This is a genomic window from Paenibacillus sp. cl141a, from assembly GCF_900109305.1.
GTDB lineage: Bacteria > Bacillota > Bacilli > Paenibacillales > Paenibacillaceae > Paenibacillus_AQ > Paenibacillus_AQ lautus_A.
In genome coordinates, this window is sequence record NZ_FNZO01000010.1 from 69639 (window position 1) to 93677 (window position 24039).

Consider the following 24039-nt stretch of genomic DNA (forward strand, 5'->3'; position numbering starts at 1 on the left):
CTATAGAACATTACTTTACAAAGAACGAAAAAATATTAAAGATTTTGTTATGCGACGCACGCGAATTCATGACGAGTTTGTATTATTTGCTCGAAAAAAGAAGTTTGGTCCCTGCGATTCCGATGAGGAATATGACGAGGCTTATCCATGGCGCAACCGTCAGCACCGGCAGCAGCCGTCCCAGCCACACGCCCGCTACCAATATCAATACCGTGATGACGATATAAATCCCGATATTGCGAGCATTCACCTTGCGCTTGTCTTCCTCCGGCTTGAAGGTGTCGTTCTTCATCCATCTCAGCAATGCATGGATCAGCATATAGGAACCGCCTGCGATCAGAATCAGGGTCGATATGCGCACCTGCGTCATGCGTTCGACCGGCCCCCCGGCCCACATCGTGATGAACCCGACCAAGGCTTGAACGAAGAAAAACCAGGTTAAGGCCACCCAAGGGATCATGAGATGGAACTGGAGGCTGCTGAGGCCTTTCATTTTTGGCAGCTGCTCGACCAGCTCCTTGCAGTAGGATTCGGGATCGCTTCCGAATACCTCCTCGGCGCTTTTGCCTTTGGCTTGCGCGTCCAGCAGGTGCTGGGCGATTTCGAGCAGCAGTTCCTCGCCTTTTTGCTCCTGCACGGAGCTGCTGCGGATATAGACCACCATGTCTTGGTAGTAGCTCAGGTTGTTTGGGTTCATGGCATCCTGAAGTCGGTTGTTCTCTTTGATCATCTGTTTGGTATTCATCTTTATTGTCCTCCGCGGGTTAAAATGTGGTCCACACTATCTTTAAGCGTTCCCCAATGTTCCTTGAATTGTTGAAGAACCTGCCGGCCTTTATCGGTTAGATTGTAATATTTGCGTGGCGGTCCCCCGGCACCGGGCGCGGGCCTTAGGGTGCCTTCGATGAGCTGCTCTTTCTGCATGCGCAGCAGCAGGGGATAGATGCTGCCTTCGCTCACAAACGTTAGCCCGCTGTCTTCCAGCAGCGTGCTGAGCTCATAACCGTAAACCTCCCGATGCTCCATGAGCGAGAGGATGCAGCCTTCGAGAATGCCTTTTAGCATTTGACTTTGGGTGGTCATGAATGTGGGAATTCCTCCTTCAGGTATATTGCTATGCAAGGTAGTGAGGCGCAATGGGCCGGACTACTAGAAGGTACGATAGCAGACTACCTTGTTATGCAATATATCATAGCAGACAACATGCTTGCAATGCAAGGTAGTACTGCTGAATCTTGTCACATTCGTGAACAAGGTATAATTCTCCGGCTCCTATTTCACAATAATAAGCATTCTGAATCTATACACGACGCCCTGATCATTCAGGGACAAGAAGGAGGAGTTATCAGATGAGCGCTAGCTTTTTTGACGATGAATTGCACGGAGGAGACGCTGTGCCGGCACAAGGCCAGGAGGTAATCGCAAGCAGCGGTGCTCCGGATGGTTCACCGGCCCAGCCTGAAGGCGGATTCGTCTCCGAGCGTGAGGACCATGATCACTCCGCCGCATCCTTATGGGAGAATGATCCGGTCGGGAAAACCTGGATGAACGATTGGAGCGGGCGCGAAGAAACCCATGCGATGTTTCGCCAGAGCTACGAGTAAGGCTGGATTTAGTTGTTTACCGCCATTTCAGCGTTCATCACACCGTCACACCTATGCTCAGTTTGCGTTTGCCGGTGCTCAATTGCGTTGACAATCCATAATCACGATGCTAAGATAAGTTTAATTAATTCATATTAATCTTATCGGAATTATTAATATTATGATTACGGCGCGTTATCGCAAGGAGGAATCGGCATGGAGCGGCAAATTACAATCCGGCATAATCAAGAGGAACTTACGGCAACCATCCATTACCCATTGAAGGAATCGGCTCACGGAAGCCGGTGCAATCGGGTTCCGCTGGTCATCATCTGCCATGGCTTTGTGGGAAGCCGAATCGGCGTGGATCGGTTGTTTGTCAAAACGGCGCGCGAGTTTGCCGAAGACGGGTACATGGTGATTCGTTTCGACTATATCGGATGCGGGGAAAGTTCGGGCAATTACGGCAGCGAAGGTCTCGACTCGATGATTGCCCAGACGCGTTCCGTTCTTGATTACGGACTCAGCTGCGCGGATGTCGATCCGATGCGCATCACGCTCCTCGGACATAGCCTGGGCGGCGCCGTCGCCCTGCAGACGGCCGTTCGCGATCGACGGGTGAAGAATCTGGTTCTGTGGTCCGCGGTAGGATATCCGTTCAACGATATCGTCAAAATCACCGGTCGCGATGTGTACGACACCTCGGTTAAGTCGGGATCCGCCGATTATTTGGGATACTCGTTTACCCCGGTCTTTTTCGATTCGCTGGCTCAGGGGCAGCCATTCCAGGAAGCGATCAAGTTTACGGGCAATGTGCTGGTCGTCCATGGTACCTCGGATGAGGTGATTCCGGTGGACTACGCTTTCCTGTTTCAAAAAGTGTTCTGGATGCGTCAGGAAGGCCGCTGCGATAAGGAGATTATTTTCCAGGCCGATCACACGTACTCTGCCGGACCCCAGCGCCAGCTGCTCCTTGAGCGGACGCGGGATTGGTTGAACGGGCAGGAGAACATTCAGCAGGAATGGCAGCACTGGATGATTTAAGGGAGTTATTTGGCATAATGGGCGATTTAACGGTACAATAGAGTTGTCCCTTGATTTTGAAGCTGGAGGTGGCATCGATGACGTTACCTGCTTTATTTATTGCCCATGGTTCGCCGATGATGGCCCTGGAGGACAACGAGTACACCCGCTTCCTGGAGCAGTTGGGGCGGGAGCTGCCTGCACCTAGAGGCATTGCGGTATTTTCAGCCCATTGGGACGATCCTGATCAACGGTTGACCGAGGACGCCGAGCATGGAACCATGCATGATTTTTACGGATTTCCGGAAGAGATGTACAAGATTACGTACCCTGCCCGAGGCAGTGCGGAGCTGGCAGCTCAGATCCGTCAGCGTTTTGAGGCAAAGAATCTGCACGCCAAAGCCGTAACCGGCCGCGGACTGGACCATGGGGTATGGGTCATTCTGCGCAAAATGTACCCCGATGCGAATATCCCCGTGGTGGCCTTGTCCGTGGACTCCAAGCGCTCGCCAAGCGAACAATATTCCATCGGTGCGATGCTGTCCGATTTGCGTGATGAAGGCATTCTGATTATCGGCAGCGGCGGCTTGGTGCACAATCTGCGGATGGTGCATCAGAGCGATGAGCCGGATGCATGGGCGACTGAATTCGACGAATGGGTTGCGGAGCAGCTGTCGTATTGGGACCTCCACAATCTGTTTGCGTATGACAAAAAAGCGCCTCATGCCAGCGACGCCGTACCTTCCTACGGACGGGAGCATTTTGTTCCCTTGTTCTATGCGATGGGGGCTGCGGACAACGGCCGCAAGGCGAAGCGATTGTTTCAATCTTACCAATATGGCAGTTTGAGCCTGAACTGCTGGTCATTCGAATAATGAGAAGCCGAGCTTGGATCACAAGCTCGGCTTTTGTTGTTGCTGGGGGATGTCTGCGGGCGCGAGTCGGGCAGATGTCTGGGGAGAAGCCCTCTCGTTGCAAGCAGGACCCAGCGGTACGGCCCGGTCGGATGCAGCGTTACGGCCCAGCCGGGCCCTGTGGGACCACAGATCCGCTATTTTTTGCCCGCATTAAGGGGATCTATCGGACACACGATCCGTTAAACTGAGCCGTAACTCCAACGTGCCACAACAAAACCAACCCGGCTTGATGGCTCAAGTCGGGTTGTTTACACTAGGTTAGATTGTTTAGGTTTCAGTTGCTTACAATGTTATGCGGTTTGTTTTTTGAAAGGTGTGTGGGTGGTGCCGTCGCCTTTAGTTGTTCTGTGCGTCATTTTGTTCCACAAGCCGCGGAGGTAAGGGAGAACCCACCGGTCGAGACCGATTTTACCAGCGTTGGCAGCAGCGACGATGATCAGCACTTCAAGCAGCAGCATTTGGGCGTTGGTGCTCACGGTGCCCGAGAAGAGGAACGCGGCGTTCATGACCAGACCCATCAGGGCTGCGAAGGTGGTGAAGGTACCGAGGATGAGTCCGACCCCGACGAGGAACTCACCGAGCGGGATGATGAAGTTGAAGAGCTTCACGCCCGGCAGTGCCGCGTGCTCCAGGAACGCTGCCCACCAGCCTTGGACGGCGGGGTGATCGCCGGCTGCTTTGGCAATCGCGCCTTGCAGGAATCCGCCTGCTTCGAATCCGCCCGTCAATTTGCCCCAACCTGCTACCATCCATTCATACCCGATGTAGACCCGGATGAAGGTCAGTAACCACATTGCCACTTTGTTTGTTCTCAGCCAGTTGTTAAACATATAAACCACTCCTTAAAAGTATGATTTTCTTTTTATGAAAGCTTCCTTGCCAATTCTCGGATGTGTTGAAGTTCGTTCTGTGATGTTGGTTCTTTAGGAAGATGATCATCTCTTTCATGTCTTTATTATAAGTGAAATAAATCACAATATATGTGATTTAAATCACATTAGTGATAAAAATCATAAAAAACTTTAAATTCGTGAGTTGGCAGGGGGAAGTGATAGGTGAAAATGGGCTGGAAGAACAGGTGCAATATAGCAGAGGCGGAGGAGAATATACGAGACAGTGTGAGGGAGATTACCAGTATGATACGTGATGGTAAGCATGGTTGTGTAGGGTGTTGTAGGAGTGGGCAAATATCCAGTAAAAGATATGCAAAATAGGAGGTGGCAAATGCAAAACCAGCAAGCAGAGCAGATAAGTAGTTAGCGAAAATCCAGCTACGCTGTAAGCAGTATGCGCAAAGCAGCACCTAGTACCTGAAACGCATAGAAACGCAGCGCAACGCATTGGGAGGTAGCATTTCGCTGGTCAGGTTGGCTCGTCGTGAATTTATTACTAGGCAAAACTGCTTATAAAACACGGATGACCGGTACCGGTGGCCGCGGTCACCCGATGACTTATTGAAAAGGCAAGCAGAAAGAGTTCGGATAGAGGAGAAACATTCAAATCTTACTGTCAGGAAGAAGAACCGAGATGGATTTAGCTATGGGACAGGGGAGCCAGAAACGAATTTAGCTGACGAGAAGTGTATGACTGAATACGACCGAATACGATCCAACTTGAGATTACTTTAAATTATCTTTTAATTCTAATTTACTCCCGCATTCCTGGTGAGTCAGACCGCCTGATTTTGCAGAGGGGAGGAGTCGCTGCTGATTTTCGCTTTGCGCGTGAATTTATTCTGAAGATAAGGCATGAGCCAACGGTCGATGCCGATCTTACCGCTGTTGGCCGCTGAGAGGATGATCAGGAATTCGAGCAGCAGGAGTTGACCGTTGATGCTGATCGAACCGGAGAAGAGGAACGCCGAGTTCATCACCAGTCCCATCAGCGCCGCGAACACGGTGAACGAGCCGAGGACCAGGCCTAGCCCGACAAGGAATTCGCCCAGAGGAATGATGACGTTGAACCATTTGACGCCGGGGAGTGCGGCATGCTTGAGGAATAGGGCCCACCAATCTTGAACCGCGGGATTCTCACCGGTGGATTTGGCGATGGCCCCCTGCATAAATCCGCTCGCATCGAAGCCTCCCGTTAACTTGCCCCAGCCAGCAGACAACCACTTATACCCGACGTACACCCGAATGACCGTCAGCAGCCACATTGCGATTTTGCTGGATTGCAACCATTGAATAAACATCAACACCACTCCTCCAATGAATAATCATTCTCTTTTTTGTTTTCAGATTTTTGCAAATTTAAAATTCGTAAGCGCGACGAAAGCCGAAAAAAACAGCAACGATCTATATAATGTCGCATCATAACAAATTATTCATATTTGCAAAAATCTGTATTTAAATACAGTATTCGCATAGACTGTGATTTGGCATAGGTTCTTGGCATGAAAAAAAGACGATGGAGAACCGGAGTTCTCCACCGTCTTGCAGGGATCGTTACGAAGTTAAGCTGTGCGTTTTTTTAGACGAGTCGTCGGTGCTTTTGGCTCATGATCGCGGTGCGTCATTTTGTTCCACAGGCCGCGGAGATAAGGGAGAACCCACCGGTCGAGACCGATTTTACCAGCGTTGGCAGCAGCAACGACGATCAGCACTTCAAGCAGCAGCATTTGGGCGTTGGTGCTCACGGTGCCCGAGAAGAGGAACGCGGCATTCATCACCAGTCCCATCAGAGCAGCGAAGGTGGTGAAGGTACCGAGGATGAGTCCGACCCCGACGAGGAACTCACCGAGCGGGATGATGAAGTTGAAGAGCTTCACGCCCGGCAGTGCCGCGTGCTCCAGGAACGCTGCCCACCAGCCTTGGACGGCGGGGTGATCGCCGGCTGCTTTGGCAATCGCGCCTTGCAGGAATCCGCCTGCTTCGAATCCGCCTGTCAATTTGCCCCAACCTGCCGTCATCCATTCATACCCGATGTAGACGCGGATGAATGTCAGTAACCACATTGCCACTTTGTTTGTTCTCAGCCAGTTGTTAAACATATAAACCACTCCTTAAATGAGTTTTAATTTTTTTGGATTAACATGATTGCTTTGTTTCTGATGTCGATGATGTGTGTTCATGTTGCCTTGGGAAGTGATCACCTTCTCTATGTCTTTATTATAAGTGAAAATATTCACAATACATGTGATAAATATCACAAAGTTGTGAACATTTCAAAAAACACTCGCAAGAATATGACAAGCGTGAAATAACAGTCTGTGTGGAATGTATAAATCATGCCAAGCTGCAGACGACAAAATAAATAATTCATAACTAATTAAAGATTTCTGAATTTAGAGATCATTAGAGAGTACTTGATAAATGTTTTGTGGAACAGTTTGGTACAGATGAGCTACTGTCAAGTTTGAAATAATAACATCCAATAATTGAGAAAAATAAAAAATAATACATAACTTATTGTGTTTCTGGGTGTTTTATATAATGAGTAAGTTTAAAGCAACAAGATATTAAAAAATTTTTAAGAACAATTCCGGTATTAATTAATTCTCGATTGTAACAGTACTATTTCTGTTAACAATAATAAGCTGCATCTAATAATTATTGTAAGAAGAATCATTGGAGCAGCTCAGGCGATCCCTAAATTCACAAAATGTACAATTACATAACGGGATTATTTTGGCCATGGAAAGGAGTCGAGGATGTACATCATTACTAGATTGGTTATTACTTTCTAAATCAATAAAAATCTTGGAGGTATGTATTCAATGCGAAAATTTATTACTCTTTTTTTACTTTTTGTATTAAGCATAAATTTTTCGAATAATTCATCAGCATTTGCGGATGATGGGAGCGATGATCAACAGGCGTTGAGTAAGGATGTCCCAATAGAATTAACCGTATTTGAAGAACACCAAGGGATATTAGTTTCATTTGGTAATTCTTACCAGTCATTAGATAAGGAAAAAGAAAGTAACAAAAAAAGCTACACAATTAAACAAATGGGTAAACAACAAGAGCACACATTATATGAAGTAGTGGACGGAGGGGATCTTTCTTACAATAAGGTGTTAGATGTTCATGGTGATCAAAGTATTTTTCAAGCAGTAGGTGAAATTGCAATAAATTCTAATAATATTGACAAAGTAAAAAATGATAATCGGCTTTCTGCAGAAATTAAGAGTGATGTAGATAAACTTTTGCAGGAGATTAAGGAGAGGAATCTGAATGATGTTTCAGTTACCTTATACTCTCCTAATTTGCTAGGTTCTGATACATTAGCAGATGAGGTTTCTGTAATGGCACCAGGTCATAGTTGGACTTCACCAACTTATTGGTGGGGAGAAGGTGGGCATAGATACAAACTTGAGACGTTAATGATCAGAAACTATGTTTCAAATACGGGTGATAAATATTTTAACTCTAAACTTGAGGCGCGAGATTTTTGGAACAAAGTATTTAGCAATACTGTAAAAACACTTGTTAATAATATAACGGGACTCTGGGAAGTTACTGATATCCCCGCCCAAATCAGTGGTATTATTCCGTTTCCAAGCCAAATTGGTGGAACAACTGGAGATAGAATAAGAGCGTATATAACAGAAGATAAAAATATTAATTATTATTCCATCCAATATCCACAAGCTGATTATACGACTAAGGCAATTGGTGAAGAATCTTGGCACAGATTGGTAGGGATTACGATTGTCAATGGTGAAAGTACGATGACACAATCAAATGTGATTTATAAAAAGACTCCTGAATTTAATAATTTAGCACATTATTGTTACCTGTTTAGAGATAGTACTTCCCAGTATAGAGAATGGCTCTTGACGTGGAATTATTATGGTTTAGTGTTTCAAAGTGCTAGCTAATTTCAAATACAAGAGGTTGAAATAGAATGTTCTATATCTAAAGTTGTCAAGAAAGTAACAATGAAATAAACTAACTACATGTTCATGGAGTTAGTTTATTTCATAAGGAGGGAGAATGAATAATGACAATTAAAAAAAAGTACATAAAAGTCTTTCTGTTTTTTCTCTTTGTAATATTGATTATTGGGACAATTTATTATTTTCGCCCTCAAAGTGCGAACGATGTGTTTGAATTGAATGACGTGGAGAAAATAAATTTTAATGTAAGATTTGATGAAACTAAAGATAGTAAGTTTTTAAATACTGAAATTAGTGGAGAAGATGTAGATTATTTTATCAATTTATTGGAACTCTCCAAGTACCAAAGAGTTTTTGGTGGAACGAATATTCAAAGTCAAACAAATGCATATGATATCGTAATAGTTAATAAGTCAAATAATTATTCAATTGTGATTAATGATAGAGGCTATGTAGTTGTTGAAGTTAGTAATAACGAGAAAAAATATAAGATCTTAAGTTCAAAAAGCGACACACTGATAAAATTAATAGACTATATGCTAATGACTCAATAGTAGTTTTCTCTATTTAATATTGACTTAAAGTATACTTAAATGTCTAAAGCTTCATATTCTGTTTGTACCATCTTGCAGTCTAACACTGGCATGTTTAATATTCTCACTATCTCATTGAGGTGCAACAATGAGTGAAAAGTAAGTCATTTTAGGAATTACTGAACCTTAACTAAGTATGAAAAAATGCTGATACGTCGAGGGTCAAATGCATAAATCAGATGTCGCGGATACCGCGGCTTTTTTTATATCTCGCGTCAAGAACTTATACATATTTTAGGGGAGGAGCTAGATAATAAATTCCAAAAATATCTAAAGGAGGCAAGGGGAACCATGATCCGAATGTATCCCTTCTTAATACAGACAAAGCACGGATTTTGTGATTAAATGTAAATTAAAGTTGAAACGTCGGTTGGAAATTACGGGTAAATGGTCTGGAAATTTAGGGTAATAAGTAATGGGAGCGTTCATAGGGGGAAACAATATGTTTAGCAAAGGGTCTTTGTCATTCCAAAAAATCGCGTGGGGGACAAGCTTGTTGTCCATGGCGACAGTATTGCTGCTGTCCGGATGCGGCGGCAAACAGCAGGCGGAGCCAACGCCGGCACCCGCGGTGGAGGCTCCGGTCGAGCAGCCGGTCGAAGTGCCTCAGGAGGAAACCTCTTCTCCATATAAGGCACCTCTGACGGGATTGCCGTTAGAAGCCTCACTGACGCAGCGTCCGCTGGCCGTTATGATCAATAACGCACCAGCCGCTAGGCCGCAGTCGGGTCTCAGTCAAGCGGACATGGTGTATGAAGTGCTGGCGGAGGGAGGAATCACGCGGCTGATTGGCATTTTCCAAAGCCAGAGCGACATTGAGAAGATCGGGCCGATTCGCAGCATTCGACCGTATCTGATCAATCTTGGCGAGAGCTACGGCGGCGTTCTGGTGCATGCGGGAGGAAGCCCGGAAGCCTACAGCATCATTCAAAGGCAAGGGAAGCAGGACATGGACGAGATCGGGAATGCAGGCGCCTACTTCTGGAGAGCCAAGGACCGCAAAGCGCCGCATAATCTGTATTCCAGCGACGAGAAGCTCCGCGAAGGAGCGGCCAAGCTGAATTACGGCAACGACGTAAAGGTGCCAGAGTATTCGTTCTATCCGGAGGCGATCGCTGCAAGCGCCGATGGCGAAGAGGGCACTGAACCGGTTGAGGTTATTTCCGGGGAGGCTGCAGAGAAGGTAGAAATCAAATTTTTATTGGACAGCTATGTCGTGGATTATCAGTATGACGGTTCCTCCAACACGTACAAACGGTCGATCAACGGATCGCCGCATGTGGATCTCAACGATAACGTTCAGCTGGAGGCCGCGAATGTGATCGTGCTGGGGGCGGACCATAAGGTGCTGGATGACGTGGGCCGGCTTGCCGTGAACGTGGAGGCGGGCGGGGAAGCGATGCTGTTCCAGCGCGGGGTAGTCATCAAGGGGCAGTGGGTACGCGCTGCGGGCGATGCAATCCGTTTCGTGAAGGACGGCAAGGAAGTGCCGCTGGTTCCGGGAACGACATATTTCAACATTGTGCCCAACTCGCCTTCTTTTGAAAGCCACGTAACAATCTCGAATCCCTAGAACTCGAGGCAGCGAATCAGGCCTGCCGTTTCGGGATAATTTGCACGCATACGGAGATGTTAATAGGCAAGGGAATTGAAGGGAAATCCAAGCATCTTCTGTTTTGTTAGTTCCTTACATTTTTGAGTGTTACTTTTCTATACACACCCTGCTATGGATGTGATAAGATAGTCAAGGTTGTCTATCTTTTCAGGGCGTTCGCGGCAATTTATCGAAAAAAGGGGTTAAGAGTATGAAAATGAAGAAAAAGGATATATTCTTCCAAACGCTGGAGAATATGGCCGATACGGTGGTACAAGCCGCAGACTATTTTTCGCAGCACGTTTCCAATCTTGAAGATGTGCTTGAATTTGCCAACGAAATGAAGAAGTACGAGTCGCAGTGTGATACCTACACGCATACCATCATTACTGAACTCAACAAAACATTTATCACGCCAATCGAACGCGACGACATCATGGACCTGACAACCAGCATGGACGATGTAATGGACGGATTGGAAGCGACCGCATCCCGTTTCTATATGTATCAGCTGGGCAAGCCTGACGAGTACATGGTGCAGTTTGCAGAGATTCTGCGTCAATCGGCTTATGAAATCCAGAAAGCCATTCATTTGCTCTCCCAGAAGAAACTGCTGGCGATTCGTGAATACACGATCCGCTTGAACGATCTGGAGAACCAAGGCGACGAGCTGCTGCGGATCTGCATCAAGGATCTGTTTGCCACCGTCTCTGACCCGATTCTGCTGATCAAGAAGAAAGAGATTTACGAACGACTTGAGACAACCACGGACACTTGCGAAGACGTGGCCAATATGCTGGAATCCATCATTATGCGCAACTCGTAAGGGAGTCCTGAACAATGGATACAACGATGTTAGTATTAGTAATAGTTGTTTTTTTGGCGCTTGCATTTGACTTCATCAACGGGTTCCATGATACGGCGAATGCCATTGCAACATCGGTATCGACCCGGGCCCTGAAGCCGCGGGTAGCCATACTGCTCGCAGCGAGCATGAACTTCGTCGGCGCGATGATGTTCACGGGCGTTGCCAAAACCATCGGCGGCAGCGTCGCGGATCCGACCAAGCTGGATAACGGGATCGAGGTTGTTATTGCAACATTGCTTGCAGCAATCATCTGGAACCTGGTTACCTGGTGGTTCGGATTGCCATCGTCCTCTTCCCATGCCCTGATCGGGGCATTGGCCGGTGCAGTATTCGTCGGTGCGGGAAGCGACATGTTGAATTACGGCGGATTTAAGGACATCGTGCTCGCATTGATCCTGTCGCCGATTATCGCATTCGTGATCGGTTATCTGGTCATGCAGCTGCTCAAGGTTATCTTTGCTAAGCGCAGTCCGCATACGGTGAACAAGGGCTTTCGTACGATGCAGATCTTTACGGCAGCGCTGCAATCCTTTACGCACGGAACCAACGACGCGCAGAAGGCAATGGGTATCATTACTTTTGCTCTCGTGACGTCCGGTCAATTGCAGGAGATGGAAGTGCCCTTCTGGGTTAAAGTCTCTGCAGCAACAGCGATGGCGCTCGGTACGTCGGTAGGCGGCTGGAAGATCATCAAGACCATGGGTACGAAAATATTCAAAATCGAGCCGATCAACGGGTTCGCCGCGGATTTCTCGGCCGCTTCCGTTATCTTCTCGGCAACATTGCTTCACTTGCCGATCAGTACGACGCATGCCATTACGTCGGCAATTCTCGGCGTAGGCTCGGCGAAACGCTTCTCCGCCGTAAAATGGTCCTTGGCAGGACGCATCGTGGTAACCTGGTTTATTACGATTCCGATTACGGCCATACTGGCAGGAGTCATCTTTAAAATTCTTTTCTAGACATGAATCATTACACATAGAGAAACGGATAGTTGTGGGGCCAATCAGGAATCGATTGGCTTTTTTTGTTCAAAGAATCGATGGTACGGGGGAAGGGGACATCCAATCATGATACGTGTTTTGGCGATTACGCCAAGCTATGAACCGGTGACCGGGCTTACGCTGGAAGAGATCCGGATGGAGGACTATGCCTGGATCTGGGCCGATTTCAGCAATCCCACGCCGGAGGAAGCGCGGAAGCTGGAGAGCTATTTTCACTTTCATCCGCTGGCGGTGGAGGATTGCCTGCACGTCCTGCAGCGGCCGAAGCTGGATTATTACGACAACATGCAGTTCTTTGTCCTGCATGCCCTTCAGCCGGATACGCTGCAGGCGGTCGAAGTGGATGTGTTCCTGGCTCCTTCGTTCGTGGTCTCCTTCCACCAGCAAGCGCTGCCGGAAATGGACGAGGCTTGGGAACGCGTGCTCTCGGCTGCCGGCAAGGGGCCGCTGGGCCAGGACGGCCCTAGCTTCACGGCGTATACGATTATGGATAAGCTGGTGGACCAGTATTTTCCCAGCCTGTTCGCCATCGAGGACGAGCTGGCCGAGCTGGAAAGCCAAGGGGAGAAGGATTCGGTCGAGGACCTAATGAATCAGGTGTTTGCGCTGCGTTCAAGGCTGCTCCGCTTGCGGCGCACGGTGGTGCCGATGCGGGATCTGCTGTACCGGATCGTGAACTCGCAGCATATGGAGCATCACGCGCATCATGCTTATTTTTCCGATATTTATGACCATCTGCTGAAGCTGGCGGACATGATCGAGGCGGACCGCGAGATGACCGCGGATCTACGGGATAGCTACATATCGGTGAATTCGAACCGGATGAACACGATCATGAAGACGTTGACCGTCATTACGACGATCTTCATGCCGCTCACCCTGATCGCCGGGATTTATGGGATGAATTTCGAGAACATGCCGGAGCTGGGGTGGCATTACGGATACTTCTTTGTACTCCTTCTCATGTTCGTGCTGGGCGGCGGCATGGTGTTGTGGTTTATGCGCAGAGGCTGGTTTAAATAAGGAGGTTCTAAGGCGGTAAATACTGTTAAGCCAACCGAACGGGATTCCAGCCGGGACCCTCTGCGTCGGCCGAAGTCCTGGGGCAGTAAGTGATTTGAAGAGAGACGATCGGGGAAGGTTGTCCCATATCTTACATGGCGAATGCTAAATAGCTGTCGTTTCATGTCCTTCCGTAAGGGGTAAAGGCTTGCTGAGGAGGGACTGCATATGAAACTCGGGCTCAAACGACATCCCAAGAAGCGTTCATCGCGTCAACCAGACGAGCCTTTGCGTTCCCGGCTGCTGCGCCGGATGCTTCGCTTGGCTAGGAAACGAAAACGAAAGCTCGCCGTCTCGAACCGTTACGAGGCGGGCATGGTCATCAGCGAGATCGCCACGGGCCTGCTGTTCATCGCAGGCAGCATCATGATGTTCTATCCCCAGATGAAACGAATCCCGACGGTGCTGTACCTGCTCGGCAGTATTACGATGCTGCTGCGTTCCGGTTTGCGCGGTTCGTATTGGTTCCGGTTAAAATCGCTGGAAAGCGTCGAGAATAAAGAAGCCGGCCCCGAAGGGGACTGGACGCGCTGATGAGGATTTACAGGCCGTAAAAAGATAGGGCTCCAGTCTGGGGGTACAGACTGGAGCCTGCGTGATGCATGAGGGTTCCGTGCATACCGCCATGGTGGGCCCAAACGTATCTGATGGACCCATCCCGACAGATCTGATGCTTCGCTGATCAGAACCTGCACCGTTTGATTAGAATTGCACGGCATATAAAGTGTCGTGTGCACCGATTACATAGGTTAACGACGCCGTCTTTTGCTGGAGGACGATTTACGCGAGCCGGAGCGGCGTCTGCTTCCCGAGGACCGCCGTCTTCTCGGTCTGTATTCGTAGCCGTCTTCATTCTGATCCGTATAGGCAGTCGAAGACGATCCGCTACCCTTCTTCTTAAGTGCGCCTGCCAGCACGGAGAACATGGGCGCAAGCTGCTGGAAGCCCTGCATGACCTTTTGTACCTTGCCGATGTTGTTGACGATGCCGTCGATGCCGCCCATCCGGTCGATGAGTCCCTTGATGTCGCTCATATTGTTGACCCCGAGCCCGCCGAGGAGCTTGCTTAATCCACCGCCGCTGCCGCCTCCGCCGCCGAGGAGACCTGCCAGCCCGCCGCCGCCGGAATTCGAGGAGGGAGCGAGAGCCGAAGCCGAAGCCTCCAAATCCGTTACGCCGTCGGTATATGGATATAACGCCGTTTCACCGACTTCCGGATAATCGCCGTATGGCGTGATGCCAGGGTACGGTGTTGGATCCTGCGGCAGTGATTCATATGAATTGAGGGAGCGATGATTATTCGTGGGTCGGCGATGATAATAGTGAGAATGACGCGTCATGATATCACTTTCCTTTTTGAGTTAAGATACTATACTGTATGATACGGGCGGGCGATGGGTTTAGGCGGGTGTCCCGATTTTCGGGATAGGAGCGGAATCGGGCGATGGCCCAGGAAGATTTTAGCGGGCCTCTATCGGACGTGAATGAGAGCGTTTATGCGGGATGAGTTCCCCTTAGGGGTGGTTGTCCTGTAGTGCGTGAAATCGTTAATGCTTGAAAATACTATATCCGCTCGGGTACAATGGGAGTGCGAGTGTTATACACACAGTAACAATAGGGGATGATCATCCAGTGCAATTAAAGAAGCTAAATGATAAAAGCATCGATCAATTATTCGAAGCGATATTAACCCTGGACAGCGTGGAGGAATGTTATGTATTCTTCGACGATCTCTGTACCGTGAACGAAATCCAATCCTTGTCGCAGCGGCTGGAAGTGGCGCGCATGCTGGGCAAGGGATGCACATACAACCAGATTGAAGCAGAAACGGGAGCCAGCACCGCCACGATTTCGCGCGTGAAGCGCTGCCTGAATTACGGCAATGACGGTTACAAAATGACGCTGGAGCGTCTGGGACGTTAATTCATGACGAAGCCGGGTGTGCTGGTCATCAGTCATGGCTCACGTGAACGGAAATGGGTGTCGCTTGTGGACGAGGCCGTCCACGAACTGGCATCCCGCATGGATATACCGGTCGTATCTTCGTACCTGGAATTGGTAGAGGGCCGTCTGATTCAGGACGGCATCACGGCCTTGGAAGACCAGGGTGTCACCGACATTGTGGTCATTCCTCTATTTGTCTCGTCCGGCAGCACACATGTCGACGAAATAGCTTATGCTATAGGAGCGAAGGCCGTTCCGGACATGGAGACGGACCTGGCGCCGTTTCGGGTTCGGTCCCGGGTTCATTTCGGTACGCCGATGGACGACGATCCCGAGATTGCGGCCATGGTATGGGATAAGGTGAAAGAACTGTCCGTGAACCCGGCGCAGGAGGTCATTCTCCTCGTCGGACACGGCAGCAGGCATGATCTGTTTCGCAGCCGCTGGGAAAAGGGTATTAACTCTTTGGCACAGCGAGTTAGCGAGGTCAGCGGAACCGGCGCGGATTATGCCTTGCTCAGTCCCGGCGATGTACGGGACAAGGTGACAGCATGGATGGAGCGCGGCTGCGATGTGATCGTAGCTCCGCTTTTTTTGAGTGAGGGGTATTTTACGGAGAAGGTAATACCCGATCGGCTCCAGGGGCTGGAATGCCGGTATTCCGGCAGGACCTTGCTTCCGCATCCGCTGCTCCTGCAGTGGATGGAGTCGCAGGCCAAACGTCTTCTTCAATCCTTGAAATCATAAGTAGGTGGCGTATCGTTAATGAGAAATGCAAGGTTAATCTATAACCCAACCTCCGGCCGGGAGGAAATGAAGCGTCGGCTTGCTGATATATTGCACCGTCTGGACAGTGCTGGCATCGAAACCTCCTGTCATGCAACGACCGGAGAGGGGGATGCGACCCGTGAAGCGGCGGATGCCGTGGAGCGCGGGTACGATCTTGTGATCGCGGCCGGCGGAGACGGTACGCTCAATGAGGTCATCAACGGGATGGCCGGCAGGGATAACCTCCCGCCGCTGGGCATTTTCCCGCTGGGGACCACGAACGATTTTGCGCGGGCGCTCGGCATCTCGAAGAACTGGGAGGAATATTGCGATCTGGTGATTCGGGGCGAGACGCGTCCGATTGACGTGGGCAAAGCGAATGATCGCTACTTCATCAATATCGCGGGTGGCGGTACGCTGACCGAGCTTACGTACGAGGTGCCAAGCAAGCTGAAGACGATGATCGGGCAGCTTGCGTATTATTTGAAGGGGATCGAGAAAATGGTCAGCCTCGCGCCGCAGGAGCTCATCATCAACGCCAGCGGTCATCCGGCGATCCATGACGAATTCATGGTGTTCCTCATTGCGAACAGCAACTCGGTTGGCGGCTTCGACAAAATCGCGCCGGGCGCGAGCATCGACGACGGCTTGTTCGACGTCATTGCGCTGCGCAAGTGCAATCTGGCGGAGTTCGTGCGTGTGGCTACGCTAGCTCTTCGCGGCGAGCATATCAACGACAAGCGAGTCGTGCATTTCCGCACCGACTATATGGAGGTTGTCTCTCCGGGACCGGTTCAGCTGAATCTGGATGGCGAGTTTGGCGGCGTTCTGCCGGGCACGTTCCGCGTGCTGCCGCAGCATTTGCGGATTTTTGGCTGAGATGGGCCATTTTAAATGATGGAACAGGCCGAGGATCGCCCCTTAGGCTTCAGGCTCTTGTAAGTAAATGATTGGATTTGCAGGCTGAATGGATTGAATAACATACGAGGCTCCCGTATAATGATGGACGTGAGCTTGTGCGCTAAGCTCCCTTGGGGGAGCTTTTTGTTGTTTAAGCGTTGAAGGTTAACGGAAGATCATCCGCTATTAAGTGCGTGTTCAAAAAGGTCGGTTTTCAGCACCAAGAAGGTTGGATGAAGCTAGGGACTGAGGAGTGGAGCGTACGCTTGGGTACGTGAGCACCTGAAATGTTTCCGCAGGAAACATACTTCGAAAGCATCTGCTTAGGCCCGGCTGAATTCAAGATTCGATGCCGATTGGCTTCCTGATTCACTTCGTGTTAGATATAGAATTTATGAGTTATCAGAGGAACTGATGAAATTCTATACCGCAAGAAAACCTACCTATGCATCGCGGTCGCTCATCCATGAAGTGGCCTCGATAAAGGTTTTCTTATCAAAAGCGAGCTTTTTGAACAACTTCTATTATGGATGGGATGCCGAATGGGAATATAGAGTGGTAAGGGACAAGTTGAACGGAAAGAAGTGAACAGCACATCATGAAGAAGAACCGCAAGGGAAGCGACACGCGCCGCAGCGGCAAGCCGGCGGCTTCGGCGGCCCTCCTGGACCTGCCGGTGGCGAAGAACGATGAGGTCGTGATCGATATTATAGGAATGAACCATGACGGGGAAGGGGTCGGCCGTGCGGACGGCTACACCCTGTTCGTTCAGGGCGCCCTGCCGGGCGAGAAGGCCCGGGTGAAGGTGCTCAAGACCAAGAAGCAGTATGGCTACGCCAAGCTGCTGGAGCTGGTCGAGCAGAGCCCGAACCGCATCGCGGCCCCGTGCCCGATCTACGACCAATGCGGCGGCTGTCAGCTGCAGCATATGAGTTACGCCGGGCAGCTGGAGTGGAAGCGCCAGATGGTGGTGGACAACCTGGAGCGGATCGGGAAGCTGCGGGTTGTGAGAGAGGCTACAGGTGCTGGAGAGACGCGTGCGGGCAGTGAGCGGAGTGGCACAGATGGTGGAGGGGACATTGAGAATATTAAAACCAATGGGGCGAATCCTGCCGTGTCCGGCGTTGATTCAGATCAAGAGGGGATCCTTGTGCGTCCGACACTCGGTATGAGTGAGCCTTGGCGCTACCGCAACAAGTCCCAGGTGCCCATCGGCGTAACGGAAGGCGGCCTAGTCGGCGGCTTCTACGCCCGCGGCAGCCATCGGATCGTGGATATGGAGACTTGCCTCATCCAGCATGAGCAGAACGACGAGGTCGTCAGCCGCGTTAAAGCCATCGGGCGGAAACTAGGCATCACCGCGTACAATGAAGAGACAGGTCAGGGCCTGCTTCGCCATGTGGTGGTGAAGATCGGTTTTGCTACCCGGGAGATGATGATTGTGCTCGTTACTAATGGTGAGCGCATTCCACGAGTGAACGAGTGGATCGCGGCGATCCGTGAGGAGCTCCCTGCCGTGGTAAGCGTTTGTCAGAACGTGAATACACGCAAAACGAACGTCATTTTTGGCGATGTGACTCGAGTGTTATGGGGTCGTGAAGTCATCCATGACTATATCGGTGATGTGAAATTCGCGATTTCCGCGCGTTCCTTCTACCAGGTGAACCCGGCTCAGACCGAAGTGCTGTACGGGAAGACAGTGGAGTATGCCGGATTAACCGGGGAAGAGATCGTGATCGATGCGTATTGCGGCATCGGGACGATATCCCTGTTCTTGGCACAGCATGCCAAGAAGGTATATGGGGTCGAGATCGTGAAGGAAGCGATCGAGGATGCGCGTGCGAATGCGGAACTCAATGGTATGAAGCATGTAGAGTTTGAAGTCGGCGCGTCCGAAGATGTGATTCCACGCTGGAAAGAGCAGGGCATCGAGGCGGATGTCATCGTGGTCGATCCACCGCGTAAAGGGTGCGATCCGCGCCTGCTAGAGACGATTCTTGAGATGAAACCGGAGCGGGTTGTGTATGTGAGTTGTAATCCTTCCACGCTGGCGAGAGATTTAAGGATACTCGAAGATGGAGGATACAGTACGGTGGAGGTTACGCCGGTGGATATGTTTCCGCATACGGTGCATGTGGAGAGTTGCGCACTGTTAGTGCGTTAGGTGTAGAACGCAATTAAAGTCATCTCAAAGCCTATAAATAAAGTCGTGTTAAAGCCTAAAGTTGTGTTACAAAACCGGGCGAAATTCAGGTATCCACTCCTGTTTTTCCTCGGTTTTTTTATTGAATCCTTCCCCCTTCATTTTCCATAGTCTTCTTCTGTTTTTAGCACGACTTTAATTACCTTTTTGGTCCCGATCTTCGTATCCTCCTCCTGTAATAATCTGATTAAAAAATTATGGAATTAATTTAAAAAATGTAAATAAAGTAAGATAATAGTACAGTAAAAATCTGTGGCATGTCTCATGGGAGCGCTACAGATAAATAAAGAAACAAGGAGGTTTGAAAATGACTGATAAAAGGTTTTCTTTTAAGCGCTTATCACTGTTGGTAGTTTTAGCCGTATTTCTATCCACATTTTGCGCAGCCTTACCGTCAGTAAATGCAGCAGCTAGAGGGGCATGGGCTCCAAATACGGCCTATGCAGTAAATGACACAGTAACCTATAGTGGAAGCACTTATACCTGTCTTCAGGCACATACTTCTCTCGTAGGTTGGGAACCGTCCAATGTTCCTGCTTTATGGCAGAAAGGCGGTAGCGGCGGAACTACGCCACCAACCACACCACCGACAACGAACGGAGTAACATTCTATGCAGATATAAACTATGGAGGAAAAGCAGTGACACTCGGGATAGGCAATTATACACTGTCTCAGTTGAACGCAAACGGAATTCCGAATGACTGGATGTCGTCTCTTAAGGTTCCAAGCGGTTGGACGGTTGAAGTATATGAGAATGATAATTTTGGAGGAACCAAGTGGACCTTTACTTCAGATTCTTCCTGGGTTGGCAACACGATCAATGACAAAATGTCATCGGTCAAGATTTATACGGGCTCACCACCTCCTACAGTAACAAAGCCTGCCGAGGTTCCAAGCCATATATGGACATATGTCATGAATGCGGACAATGCCTATGGGAAAGGCGGAGATTTTGCTTTATTGCTAAGTGCTGTTATCAAAAAGGAAAGCAGCTTTGGAGCAGGTTTACCAGGTAGTCCATCGGCCGGCGACGGATTGATGCAGGTAGAACCAAACACCCGCAATGCGTATTTATCTCAATTCAGCTCAAAATTTGGCCGTGCATATAATCATAGCAGTGAACAAGATCAGGTATATCTAGGCGCGTTAATTTTAAATGAGAAGATTACGAAGTTTGGAAATATCTACAAAGGATTATTACACTACAACGGTGGAGATAACTGGTATCCGGGAGCTACGGATTCTTATGGCCGTCCGATTCTGGCAGATCAATATGCAGATGCCGTTTACGCTACTTATAAGGGCTATGGCGGTAAGAATTAAGGTGTTACATTAAATATGAGACGTGAAAGGATTTTCTTGTTGAGTGGATGCGGCTTAATAATTTGAAAAGGGCACGAATTACCAAGCAGACCCTATTTAAAAAGTACCTGCTCATCCTTTGAGCAGGTACTTTATGTGGTTGCGATTGGTATCTTGAGTTTACGCGCTAATCACGTTACCGCAATAGTCGCATTCCTTCTCATCGTTAGCATACACGATGATCCTGGCTCCGCAGCTCGGGCATTCCATGGATCTAGGTTCGCGCCCCCGATCCTCGCTTTCATCGTATTCGTCTTCATATTCCACATCGTCGTATTCGTCGTCTTCATATTCCTCATCACCATATTCGTCAACATATTCTTCATCATAATCAGCATCGTATGCTTCATGATACCCTTCGGGCTCAAGTTCGAGGATGCCATTTATGATTCGGCCGAAGGGCAGCATGTGCTCTGTGATCATAAAATCCAAGTCTCGAATGACGTGACTGGGAGATTGTTTCGTCGCTACGGCGATATGATCCATTTCTCTGATCCTTCTGTTCATCACAAGGTGGTAATACTGTTGCAATAATAGGCTGAATTTGCTATCTGCCCGGCTGCCCAATATGAAAAAAACGATAGCCGGAATTAGAAGTATTATTCCATATAGCCAGGCAGAATCCCAAAAAAGTTGAACATCCTCAGGGTTGTTAAAGTCAAAAGCTAAAATAAATAATCCCATGATCAAAATATAAGTATAAACCCAAAGCCATCCAATCAGTCGATGATTTCTTCCCTTGCGAGCGTGATGAACATGAGTCGTAAGTACGCGGAACAATGTCATCAAGAGACCGACGGGATATAATGTGAAGGCGAGTGTTAAAATGACACGGTCGAACTTGGAATATTTTGATTTATAAGGTAAATAATCTTCCATTCATAGTACTCCTTTTCATGAATATTCGTATCATATGAAACTAAGCTGCCTTCAAAACCGGATCAGAAAGGAAATCTTGCGTTCATTGAGGTCCGTCATACTTAACAATCTCAACCCTGCCATTCCATGTAGTCATACGGTACTATCCACTATATGTATCATGGTTCTAATATACTATCATTGTATACGATTCATGGTCTTTGTTGTTGCATGATTTGGAAAAAAACGGTGCGGACATAAGGGGAAATGCAGATAAGGAAGCCTTGATGAGCTGGCTAAACGAACCTAGAAGCAGCTATTCCATTCAATATGTGGGACATGTTATGGGTTGTTTTTTGGCAGGGGTTTATTCATACTGAATAAGATGTGCAGATTGATCCCGCGCCCCTCAGGGTTTGAGAACATAGGAGGAACCATGTCCTGGAGCAAATTGAAGCAACAGCTGGAGAGCTTTCTCAGTCCTGCATTAGTTGGACGAGTTGAATATCGCGCAACCGGTTATCGTTATTTACCTGATAAAGCAGGACTTTGTTATATTTCGGTAGATAAAAAGAACGTACTCCATATGAGTGATAAAACCAGCTCCATAAGGTGGTATCAGACGGAGCTGGAAATTAAGAATGATCCCCATATCCAAATTCCGATCAGCGACGATGAATTGGAAGCCGTCAGAAAGGAAACCAAAGGGACCGTTCCCGAGGATCGTCTCAACGTAATTGCAAGAAATAGAAAAGTATCGGTCCTCGCAAAGGAGCTTTTGTCAGCACAGGCTGCATTAAGTAAATCCAATTTTGTAGCTACAGCGAATAAGTTCTTATCTACTTCTATAGAAGAAAGCATAGCGAGCGATGATATCTTATTGAATATTCTAGCTTTGGTAGACAGACGAGTTGGCAAAAAGCGGATTGTAAACATGGCAGACAGGATGAAGCTAAAGCATCCAATTGTGCAATATTTTTATGAACTGCGGCGCAGTGCGTGATGAGCATAATTAATGTGTACGCCGTTTGTTTCTTAAGGATAGGGTGGTTGGGGACGAGAATGGGGATGCGCGGCAATCGCGTCTTCGTTCCAATCGTTACGATGAATTGCAAAACGGCATGCAGGACAGGAAGTCAGTCATTGCATGCCGCTTTCATGTACATTAGAAGTTCATATAAATAAATTCCTGCGTTTCTCCGGAAAAGAACAAAATACCAAGTACGATGGCGATCAGGACGATGGCTCCGCCAAGTGCCACTCCCACCATGATCAGTGCCCTTCCGACATGATGAGTGAGGCTGCGGGCTTTCGTTTCGGCCGGTGTGGTGCTATGGGGCTGTAATTCCATAATCTTTCATCCTCATATACAAGATTTCGCCAAACATGTTATTCCCTTTGTCGATAAGATGGGCCGAGTCGCGATAATATTCATGCGGGATTGTATTGTTCTCCTCTTGATTAAATTCGATATAGGGGTATCCTCTCGACTCTACCAACTTCTGATAAGCGCCCATCGCTTCGGTATATTCGCTCCAATTGAAAAGCTTCTTGTTGGCAATATGCTCTTTATCCAGCGGAGCCGAATAGAACATGGCTTTCTTATGATGCTCCTGCAGCAGTTCAAGCGTTTTTTCAATCATGAACAACCCGAAGCTGTGATCTTGATCAAAAGGCTTACTCCACCGATAAAGCTCTGCATAGTGCTTGTCGATGCCTTCCTGTTGAGCGTCATTCATTTTGTCATAAGCGGTATACATCGGCGTATAGCTTTCTTCTATCCCTTTTCTTTCATTTTCGTTCTTTTGGACTTCCTGGCGGATTTTCTCCATCGGCGTACGAGTCATGAACAGACGGTAGCTGATCGCATCGCGATCATGATAGAGAGTCCACTTATTCAGGAAACGGGACGTCACCCAATTGTGGGCGTTGCTTGGGAGCGATTCGCGGTTTTTGTCCAGGAAATCAACCAGCCAGCTTCGAGGGATAGGTTGACCCAGCTTCTCCACCAGCGATGGATAGACGACAACGTTCGGATCATTATCCGAGACGACGACGATCCCATAATTGATCTCATAGACGACAAAATCAATCTCGTCAATCATCGAGGCGAGCAGGGCGTAAGTCTCCGTAAATCTTCCGCCGGAAATCCCAAGGTTGATCACGCGGCTGTCTTTCAAATGAGCCTGAAGGACGCCGGCCGAGGTGTTCTCCCCCTTTTTTACGGTCGTGCCGAAGACCGTGGAGGGCCCGAACATGCCGATCACCTTTGTGCCGTCATCCGGATGCTCCTTCAAGTATTCGACCCATAACGGCGTAAAGACAATGGCATCGTATGTCGGAACGCGAAGCTCTTTTTCCGCATGCGTCACGACTTCTTGCCTCATTTGATCGACCACTTGATCGGCTTCAATGCTCAATCCAAGCAACCCGACCAAGGCAAAGGAGATCAGCATGACGGACACGCTTTTATTCAAAACTAATTTACGCAATATATCTTACACTTCCATTTCCAT

The 24039-nt window shown here is 48.6% G+C and carries 25 protein-coding genes; 16 read left to right on the plus strand and 9 right to left on the minus strand.

Annotation, left to right across the window (positions count from 1 at the left end):
• Positions 1-82 precede the first annotated feature (82 nt).
• Entirely contained in the window at positions 83-745 is a 663-nt protein-coding gene (locus tag BMX45_RS23290; RefSeq protein WP_090912245.1) for a DUF1129 family protein, read from the minus strand.
• Between the two features lie 2 nt (positions 746-747).
• Positions 748-1083: a PadR family transcriptional regulator gene (locus tag BMX45_RS23295; RefSeq protein ID WP_009592352.1), complete on the minus strand. Its 336-nt coding sequence runs from the start codon at positions 1081-1083 to the stop codon at positions 748-750.
• 266 nt (positions 1084-1349) lie between these two features.
• Between BMX45_RS23295 and BMX45_RS23305 the strand changes: the two genes are divergently transcribed.
• From BMX45_RS23305 to BMX45_RS23315, 3 genes are all read left to right on the plus strand, one after another.
• Positions 1350-1604: a hypothetical protein gene (locus BMX45_RS23305; protein ID WP_090912250.1), complete on the plus strand. Its 255-nt coding sequence runs from the start codon at positions 1350-1352 to the stop codon at positions 1602-1604.
• A gap of 195 nt (positions 1605-1799) precedes the next feature.
• Positions 1800-2627 (plus strand): alpha/beta hydrolase, encoded by an 828-nt coding sequence (locus BMX45_RS23310; protein WP_090912252.1) that lies wholly within the window; start codon positions 1800-1802, stop codon positions 2625-2627.
• A 77-nt stretch (positions 2628-2704) separates the two neighbouring features.
• Positions 2705-3481 carry a DODA-type extradiol aromatic ring-opening family dioxygenase gene (locus BMX45_RS23315; protein WP_090912254.1) on the plus strand — a complete coding sequence of 259 codons (777 nt, stop codon included), beginning with the start codon at positions 2705-2707 and terminating at the stop codon, positions 3479-3481.
• A 332-nt stretch (positions 3482-3813) separates the two neighbouring features.
• Here the strand turns inward: BMX45_RS23315 and BMX45_RS23320 are convergent, their stop codons facing one another.
• The 3 genes from BMX45_RS23320 to BMX45_RS23330 all read right to left on the minus strand — a co-directional run bounded on the left by BMX45_RS23320 (position 3814) and on the right by BMX45_RS23330 (position 6515).
• Positions 3814-4353 (minus strand): DoxX family protein, encoded by a 540-nt coding sequence (locus BMX45_RS23320; protein ID WP_090912256.1) that lies wholly within the window; start codon positions 4351-4353, stop codon positions 3814-3816.
• A gap of 839 nt (positions 4354-5192) precedes the next feature.
• Positions 5193-5717, minus strand: coding sequence for a DoxX family protein (locus BMX45_RS23325; RefSeq protein WP_090912258.1), 525 nt, complete (start codon positions 5715-5717; stop codon positions 5193-5195).
• 261 nt (positions 5718-5978) lie between these two features.
• Positions 5979-6515, minus strand: coding sequence for a DoxX family protein (locus tag BMX45_RS23330; protein WP_090912260.1), 537 nt, complete (start codon positions 6513-6515; stop codon positions 5979-5981).
• Between the two features lie 726 nt (positions 6516-7241).
• Here BMX45_RS23330 and BMX45_RS23335 point away from each other — a divergent pair.
• From BMX45_RS23335 to BMX45_RS23365, 7 genes are all read left to right on the plus strand, one after another.
• The gene (locus tag BMX45_RS23335; protein ID WP_090912262.1) at positions 7242-8348 is read left to right on the plus strand and encodes a hypothetical protein; all 1107 of its coding nucleotides are present in this window, start codon (positions 7242-7244) and stop codon (positions 8346-8348) included.
• A 122-nt stretch (positions 8349-8470) separates the two neighbouring features.
• Positions 8471-8920 (plus strand): hypothetical protein, encoded by a 450-nt coding sequence (locus BMX45_RS23340; RefSeq protein ID WP_090912265.1) that lies wholly within the window; start codon positions 8471-8473, stop codon positions 8918-8920.
• 481 nt (positions 8921-9401) lie between these two features.
• Complete coding sequence (locus BMX45_RS23345; protein WP_090912267.1) at positions 9402-10532, plus strand: DUF3048 domain-containing protein; 1131 nt, start codon at positions 9402-9404, stop codon at positions 10530-10532.
• Positions 10533-10764: 232 nt separating this feature from the next.
• Positions 10765-11379 carry a DUF47 domain-containing protein gene (locus BMX45_RS23350; RefSeq protein ID WP_012819132.1) on the plus strand — a complete coding sequence of 205 codons (615 nt, stop codon included), beginning with the start codon at positions 10765-10767 and terminating at the stop codon, positions 11377-11379.
• Positions 11380-11393: 14 nt separating this feature from the next.
• The gene (locus BMX45_RS23355; RefSeq protein WP_090912270.1) at positions 11394-12383 is read left to right on the plus strand and encodes an inorganic phosphate transporter; all 990 of its coding nucleotides are present in this window, start codon (positions 11394-11396) and stop codon (positions 12381-12383) included.
• 108 nt (positions 12384-12491) lie between these two features.
• Positions 12492-13448, plus strand: coding sequence for a magnesium/cobalt transporter CorA (gene corA, locus BMX45_RS23360; RefSeq protein ID WP_090912271.1), 957 nt, complete (start codon positions 12492-12494; stop codon positions 13446-13448).
• Positions 13449-13655: 207 nt separating this feature from the next.
• Positions 13656-14021, plus strand: a complete 366-nt coding sequence (locus BMX45_RS23365) for a YrhK family protein (protein WP_090912273.1) — start codon at positions 13656-13658, stop codon at positions 14019-14021.
• A 215-nt stretch (positions 14022-14236) separates the two neighbouring features.
• Here the strand turns inward: BMX45_RS23365 and BMX45_RS23370 are convergent, their stop codons facing one another.
• A complete protein-coding gene (locus BMX45_RS23370) occupies positions 14237-14827 on the minus strand; it encodes a hypothetical protein (protein WP_090912275.1) in 591 nt (196 codons plus the stop codon).
• 292 nt (positions 14828-15119) lie between these two features.
• Between BMX45_RS23370 and BMX45_RS23375 the strand changes: the two genes are divergently transcribed.
• The 5 genes from BMX45_RS23375 to BMX45_RS23395 all read left to right on the plus strand — a co-directional run bounded on the left by BMX45_RS23375 (position 15120) and on the right by BMX45_RS23395 (position 20626).
• Positions 15120-15410, plus strand: a complete 291-nt coding sequence (locus tag BMX45_RS23375) for a YerC/YecD family TrpR-related protein (RefSeq protein ID WP_009592310.1) — start codon at positions 15120-15122, stop codon at positions 15408-15410.
• Between the two features lie 3 nt (positions 15411-15413).
• Positions 15414-16178, plus strand: a complete 765-nt coding sequence (locus BMX45_RS23380) for a sirohydrochlorin chelatase (protein WP_090912277.1) — start codon at positions 15414-15416, stop codon at positions 16176-16178.
• Positions 16179-16196: 18 nt separating this feature from the next.
• Positions 16197-17078, plus strand: a complete 882-nt coding sequence (locus BMX45_RS23385) for a diacylglycerol kinase (RefSeq protein WP_009592325.1) — start codon at positions 16197-16199, stop codon at positions 17076-17078.
• Positions 17079-17697: 619 nt separating this feature from the next.
• Complete coding sequence (rlmD, locus tag BMX45_RS23390; protein ID WP_090912279.1) at positions 17698-19263, plus strand: 23S rRNA (uracil(1939)-C(5))-methyltransferase RlmD; 1566 nt, start codon at positions 17698-17700, stop codon at positions 19261-19263.
• Between the two features lie 346 nt (positions 19264-19609).
• The gene (locus BMX45_RS23395) at positions 19610-20626 is read left to right on the plus strand and encodes a carbohydrate-binding protein (RefSeq protein WP_090912281.1); all 1017 of its coding nucleotides are present in this window, start codon (positions 19610-19612) and stop codon (positions 20624-20626) included.
• A gap of 159 nt (positions 20627-20785) precedes the next feature.
• On the opposite strand, the gene BMX45_RS31430 is transcribed toward BMX45_RS23395, so the two are convergent.
• Entirely contained in the window at positions 20786-21544 is a 759-nt protein-coding gene (locus tag BMX45_RS31430; protein WP_090912283.1) for a hypothetical protein, read from the minus strand.
• Between the two features lie 415 nt (positions 21545-21959).
• On the opposite strand from BMX45_RS31430, the gene BMX45_RS23405 reads away from it, so the two are divergent.
• Positions 21960-22526 (plus strand): SF0329 family protein, encoded by a 567-nt coding sequence (locus tag BMX45_RS23405; RefSeq protein WP_090912284.1) that lies wholly within the window; start codon positions 21960-21962, stop codon positions 22524-22526.
• 162 nt (positions 22527-22688) lie between these two features.
• On the opposite strand, the gene BMX45_RS23410 is transcribed toward BMX45_RS23405, so the two are convergent.
• Positions 22689-22874 (minus strand): hypothetical protein, encoded by a 186-nt coding sequence (locus BMX45_RS23410; protein ID WP_090912286.1) that lies wholly within the window; start codon positions 22872-22874, stop codon positions 22689-22691.
• Positions 22855-24015 (minus strand): hypothetical protein, encoded by a 1161-nt coding sequence (locus BMX45_RS23415; RefSeq protein ID WP_090912288.1) that lies wholly within the window; start codon positions 24013-24015, stop codon positions 22855-22857. The genes BMX45_RS23410 and BMX45_RS23415 overlap by 20 nt, the downstream gene beginning before the upstream one ends.
• Between the last annotated feature and the right edge of the window lie 24 nt (positions 24016-24039).

What these genes read in the sequence shown, in the direction of transcription:
- rlmD (WP_090912279.1), top strand. Translation starts at nt 17,698, where the DNA reads ATGAAGAAGAACCGCAAGGGAAGCGACACGCGCCGCAGCGGCAAGCCG.
- BMX45_RS23355 (WP_090912270.1), top strand. Translation starts at nt 11,394, where the DNA reads ATGGATACAACGATGTTAGTATTAGTAATAGTTGTTTTTTTGGCGCTT.
- BMX45_RS23405 (WP_090912284.1), top strand. Translation starts at nt 21,960, where the DNA reads ATGTCCTGGAGCAAATTGAAGCAACAGCTGGAGAGCTTTCTCAGTCCT.
- BMX45_RS23340 (WP_090912265.1), top strand. Translation starts at nt 8,471, where the DNA reads ATGACAATTAAAAAAAAGTACATAAAAGTCTTTCTGTTTTTTCTCTTT.
- BMX45_RS23320 (WP_090912256.1), bottom strand. Translation starts at nt 4,353, where the DNA reads ATGTTTAACAACTGGCTGAGAACAAACAAAGTGGCAATGTGGTTACTG.
- BMX45_RS23385 (WP_009592325.1), top strand. Translation starts at nt 16,197, where the DNA reads ATGAGAAATGCAAGGTTAATCTATAACCCAACCTCCGGCCGGGAGGAA.
- BMX45_RS23365 (WP_090912273.1), top strand. Translation starts at nt 13,656, where the DNA reads ATGAAACTCGGGCTCAAACGACATCCCAAGAAGCGTTCATCGCGTCAA.
- corA (WP_090912271.1), top strand. Translation starts at nt 12,492, where the DNA reads ATGATACGTGTTTTGGCGATTACGCCAAGCTATGAACCGGTGACCGGG.
- BMX45_RS23395 (WP_090912281.1), top strand. Translation starts at nt 19,610, where the DNA reads ATGACTGATAAAAGGTTTTCTTTTAAGCGCTTATCACTGTTGGTAGTT.
- BMX45_RS23345 (WP_090912267.1), top strand. Translation starts at nt 9,402, where the DNA reads ATGTTTAGCAAAGGGTCTTTGTCATTCCAAAAAATCGCGTGGGGGACA.
- BMX45_RS23295 (WP_009592352.1), bottom strand. Translation starts at nt 1,083, where the DNA reads ATGACCACCCAAAGTCAAATGCTAAAAGGCATTCTCGAAGGCTGCATC.
- BMX45_RS23410 (WP_090912286.1), bottom strand. Translation starts at nt 22,874, where the DNA reads ATGGAATTACAGCCCCATAGCACCACACCGGCCGAAACGAAAGCCCGC.
- BMX45_RS23325 (WP_090912258.1), bottom strand. Translation starts at nt 5,717, where the DNA reads ATGTTTATTCAATGGTTGCAATCCAGCAAAATCGCAATGTGGCTGCTG.
- BMX45_RS23315 (WP_090912254.1), top strand. Translation starts at nt 2,705, where the DNA reads ATGACGTTACCTGCTTTATTTATTGCCCATGGTTCGCCGATGATGGCC.
- BMX45_RS23350 (WP_012819132.1), top strand. Translation starts at nt 10,765, where the DNA reads ATGAAAATGAAGAAAAAGGATATATTCTTCCAAACGCTGGAGAATATG.
- BMX45_RS23290 (WP_090912245.1), bottom strand. Translation starts at nt 745, where the DNA reads ATGAATACCAAACAGATGATCAAAGAGAACAACCGACTTCAGGATGCC.
- BMX45_RS23380 (WP_090912277.1), top strand. Translation starts at nt 15,414, where the DNA reads ATGACGAAGCCGGGTGTGCTGGTCATCAGTCATGGCTCACGTGAACGG.
- BMX45_RS23335 (WP_090912262.1), top strand. Translation starts at nt 7,242, where the DNA reads ATGCGAAAATTTATTACTCTTTTTTTACTTTTTGTATTAAGCATAAAT.
- BMX45_RS23310 (WP_090912252.1), top strand. Translation starts at nt 1,800, where the DNA reads ATGGAGCGGCAAATTACAATCCGGCATAATCAAGAGGAACTTACGGCA.
- BMX45_RS23330 (WP_090912260.1), bottom strand. Translation starts at nt 6,515, where the DNA reads ATGTTTAACAACTGGCTGAGAACAAACAAAGTGGCAATGTGGTTACTG.
- BMX45_RS31430 (WP_090912283.1), bottom strand. Translation starts at nt 21,544, where the DNA reads ATGGAAGATTATTTACCTTATAAATCAAAATATTCCAAGTTCGACCGT.
- BMX45_RS23370 (WP_090912275.1), bottom strand. Translation starts at nt 14,827, where the DNA reads ATGACGCGTCATTCTCACTATTATCATCGCCGACCCACGAATAATCAT.
- BMX45_RS23305 (WP_090912250.1), top strand. Translation starts at nt 1,350, where the DNA reads ATGAGCGCTAGCTTTTTTGACGATGAATTGCACGGAGGAGACGCTGTG.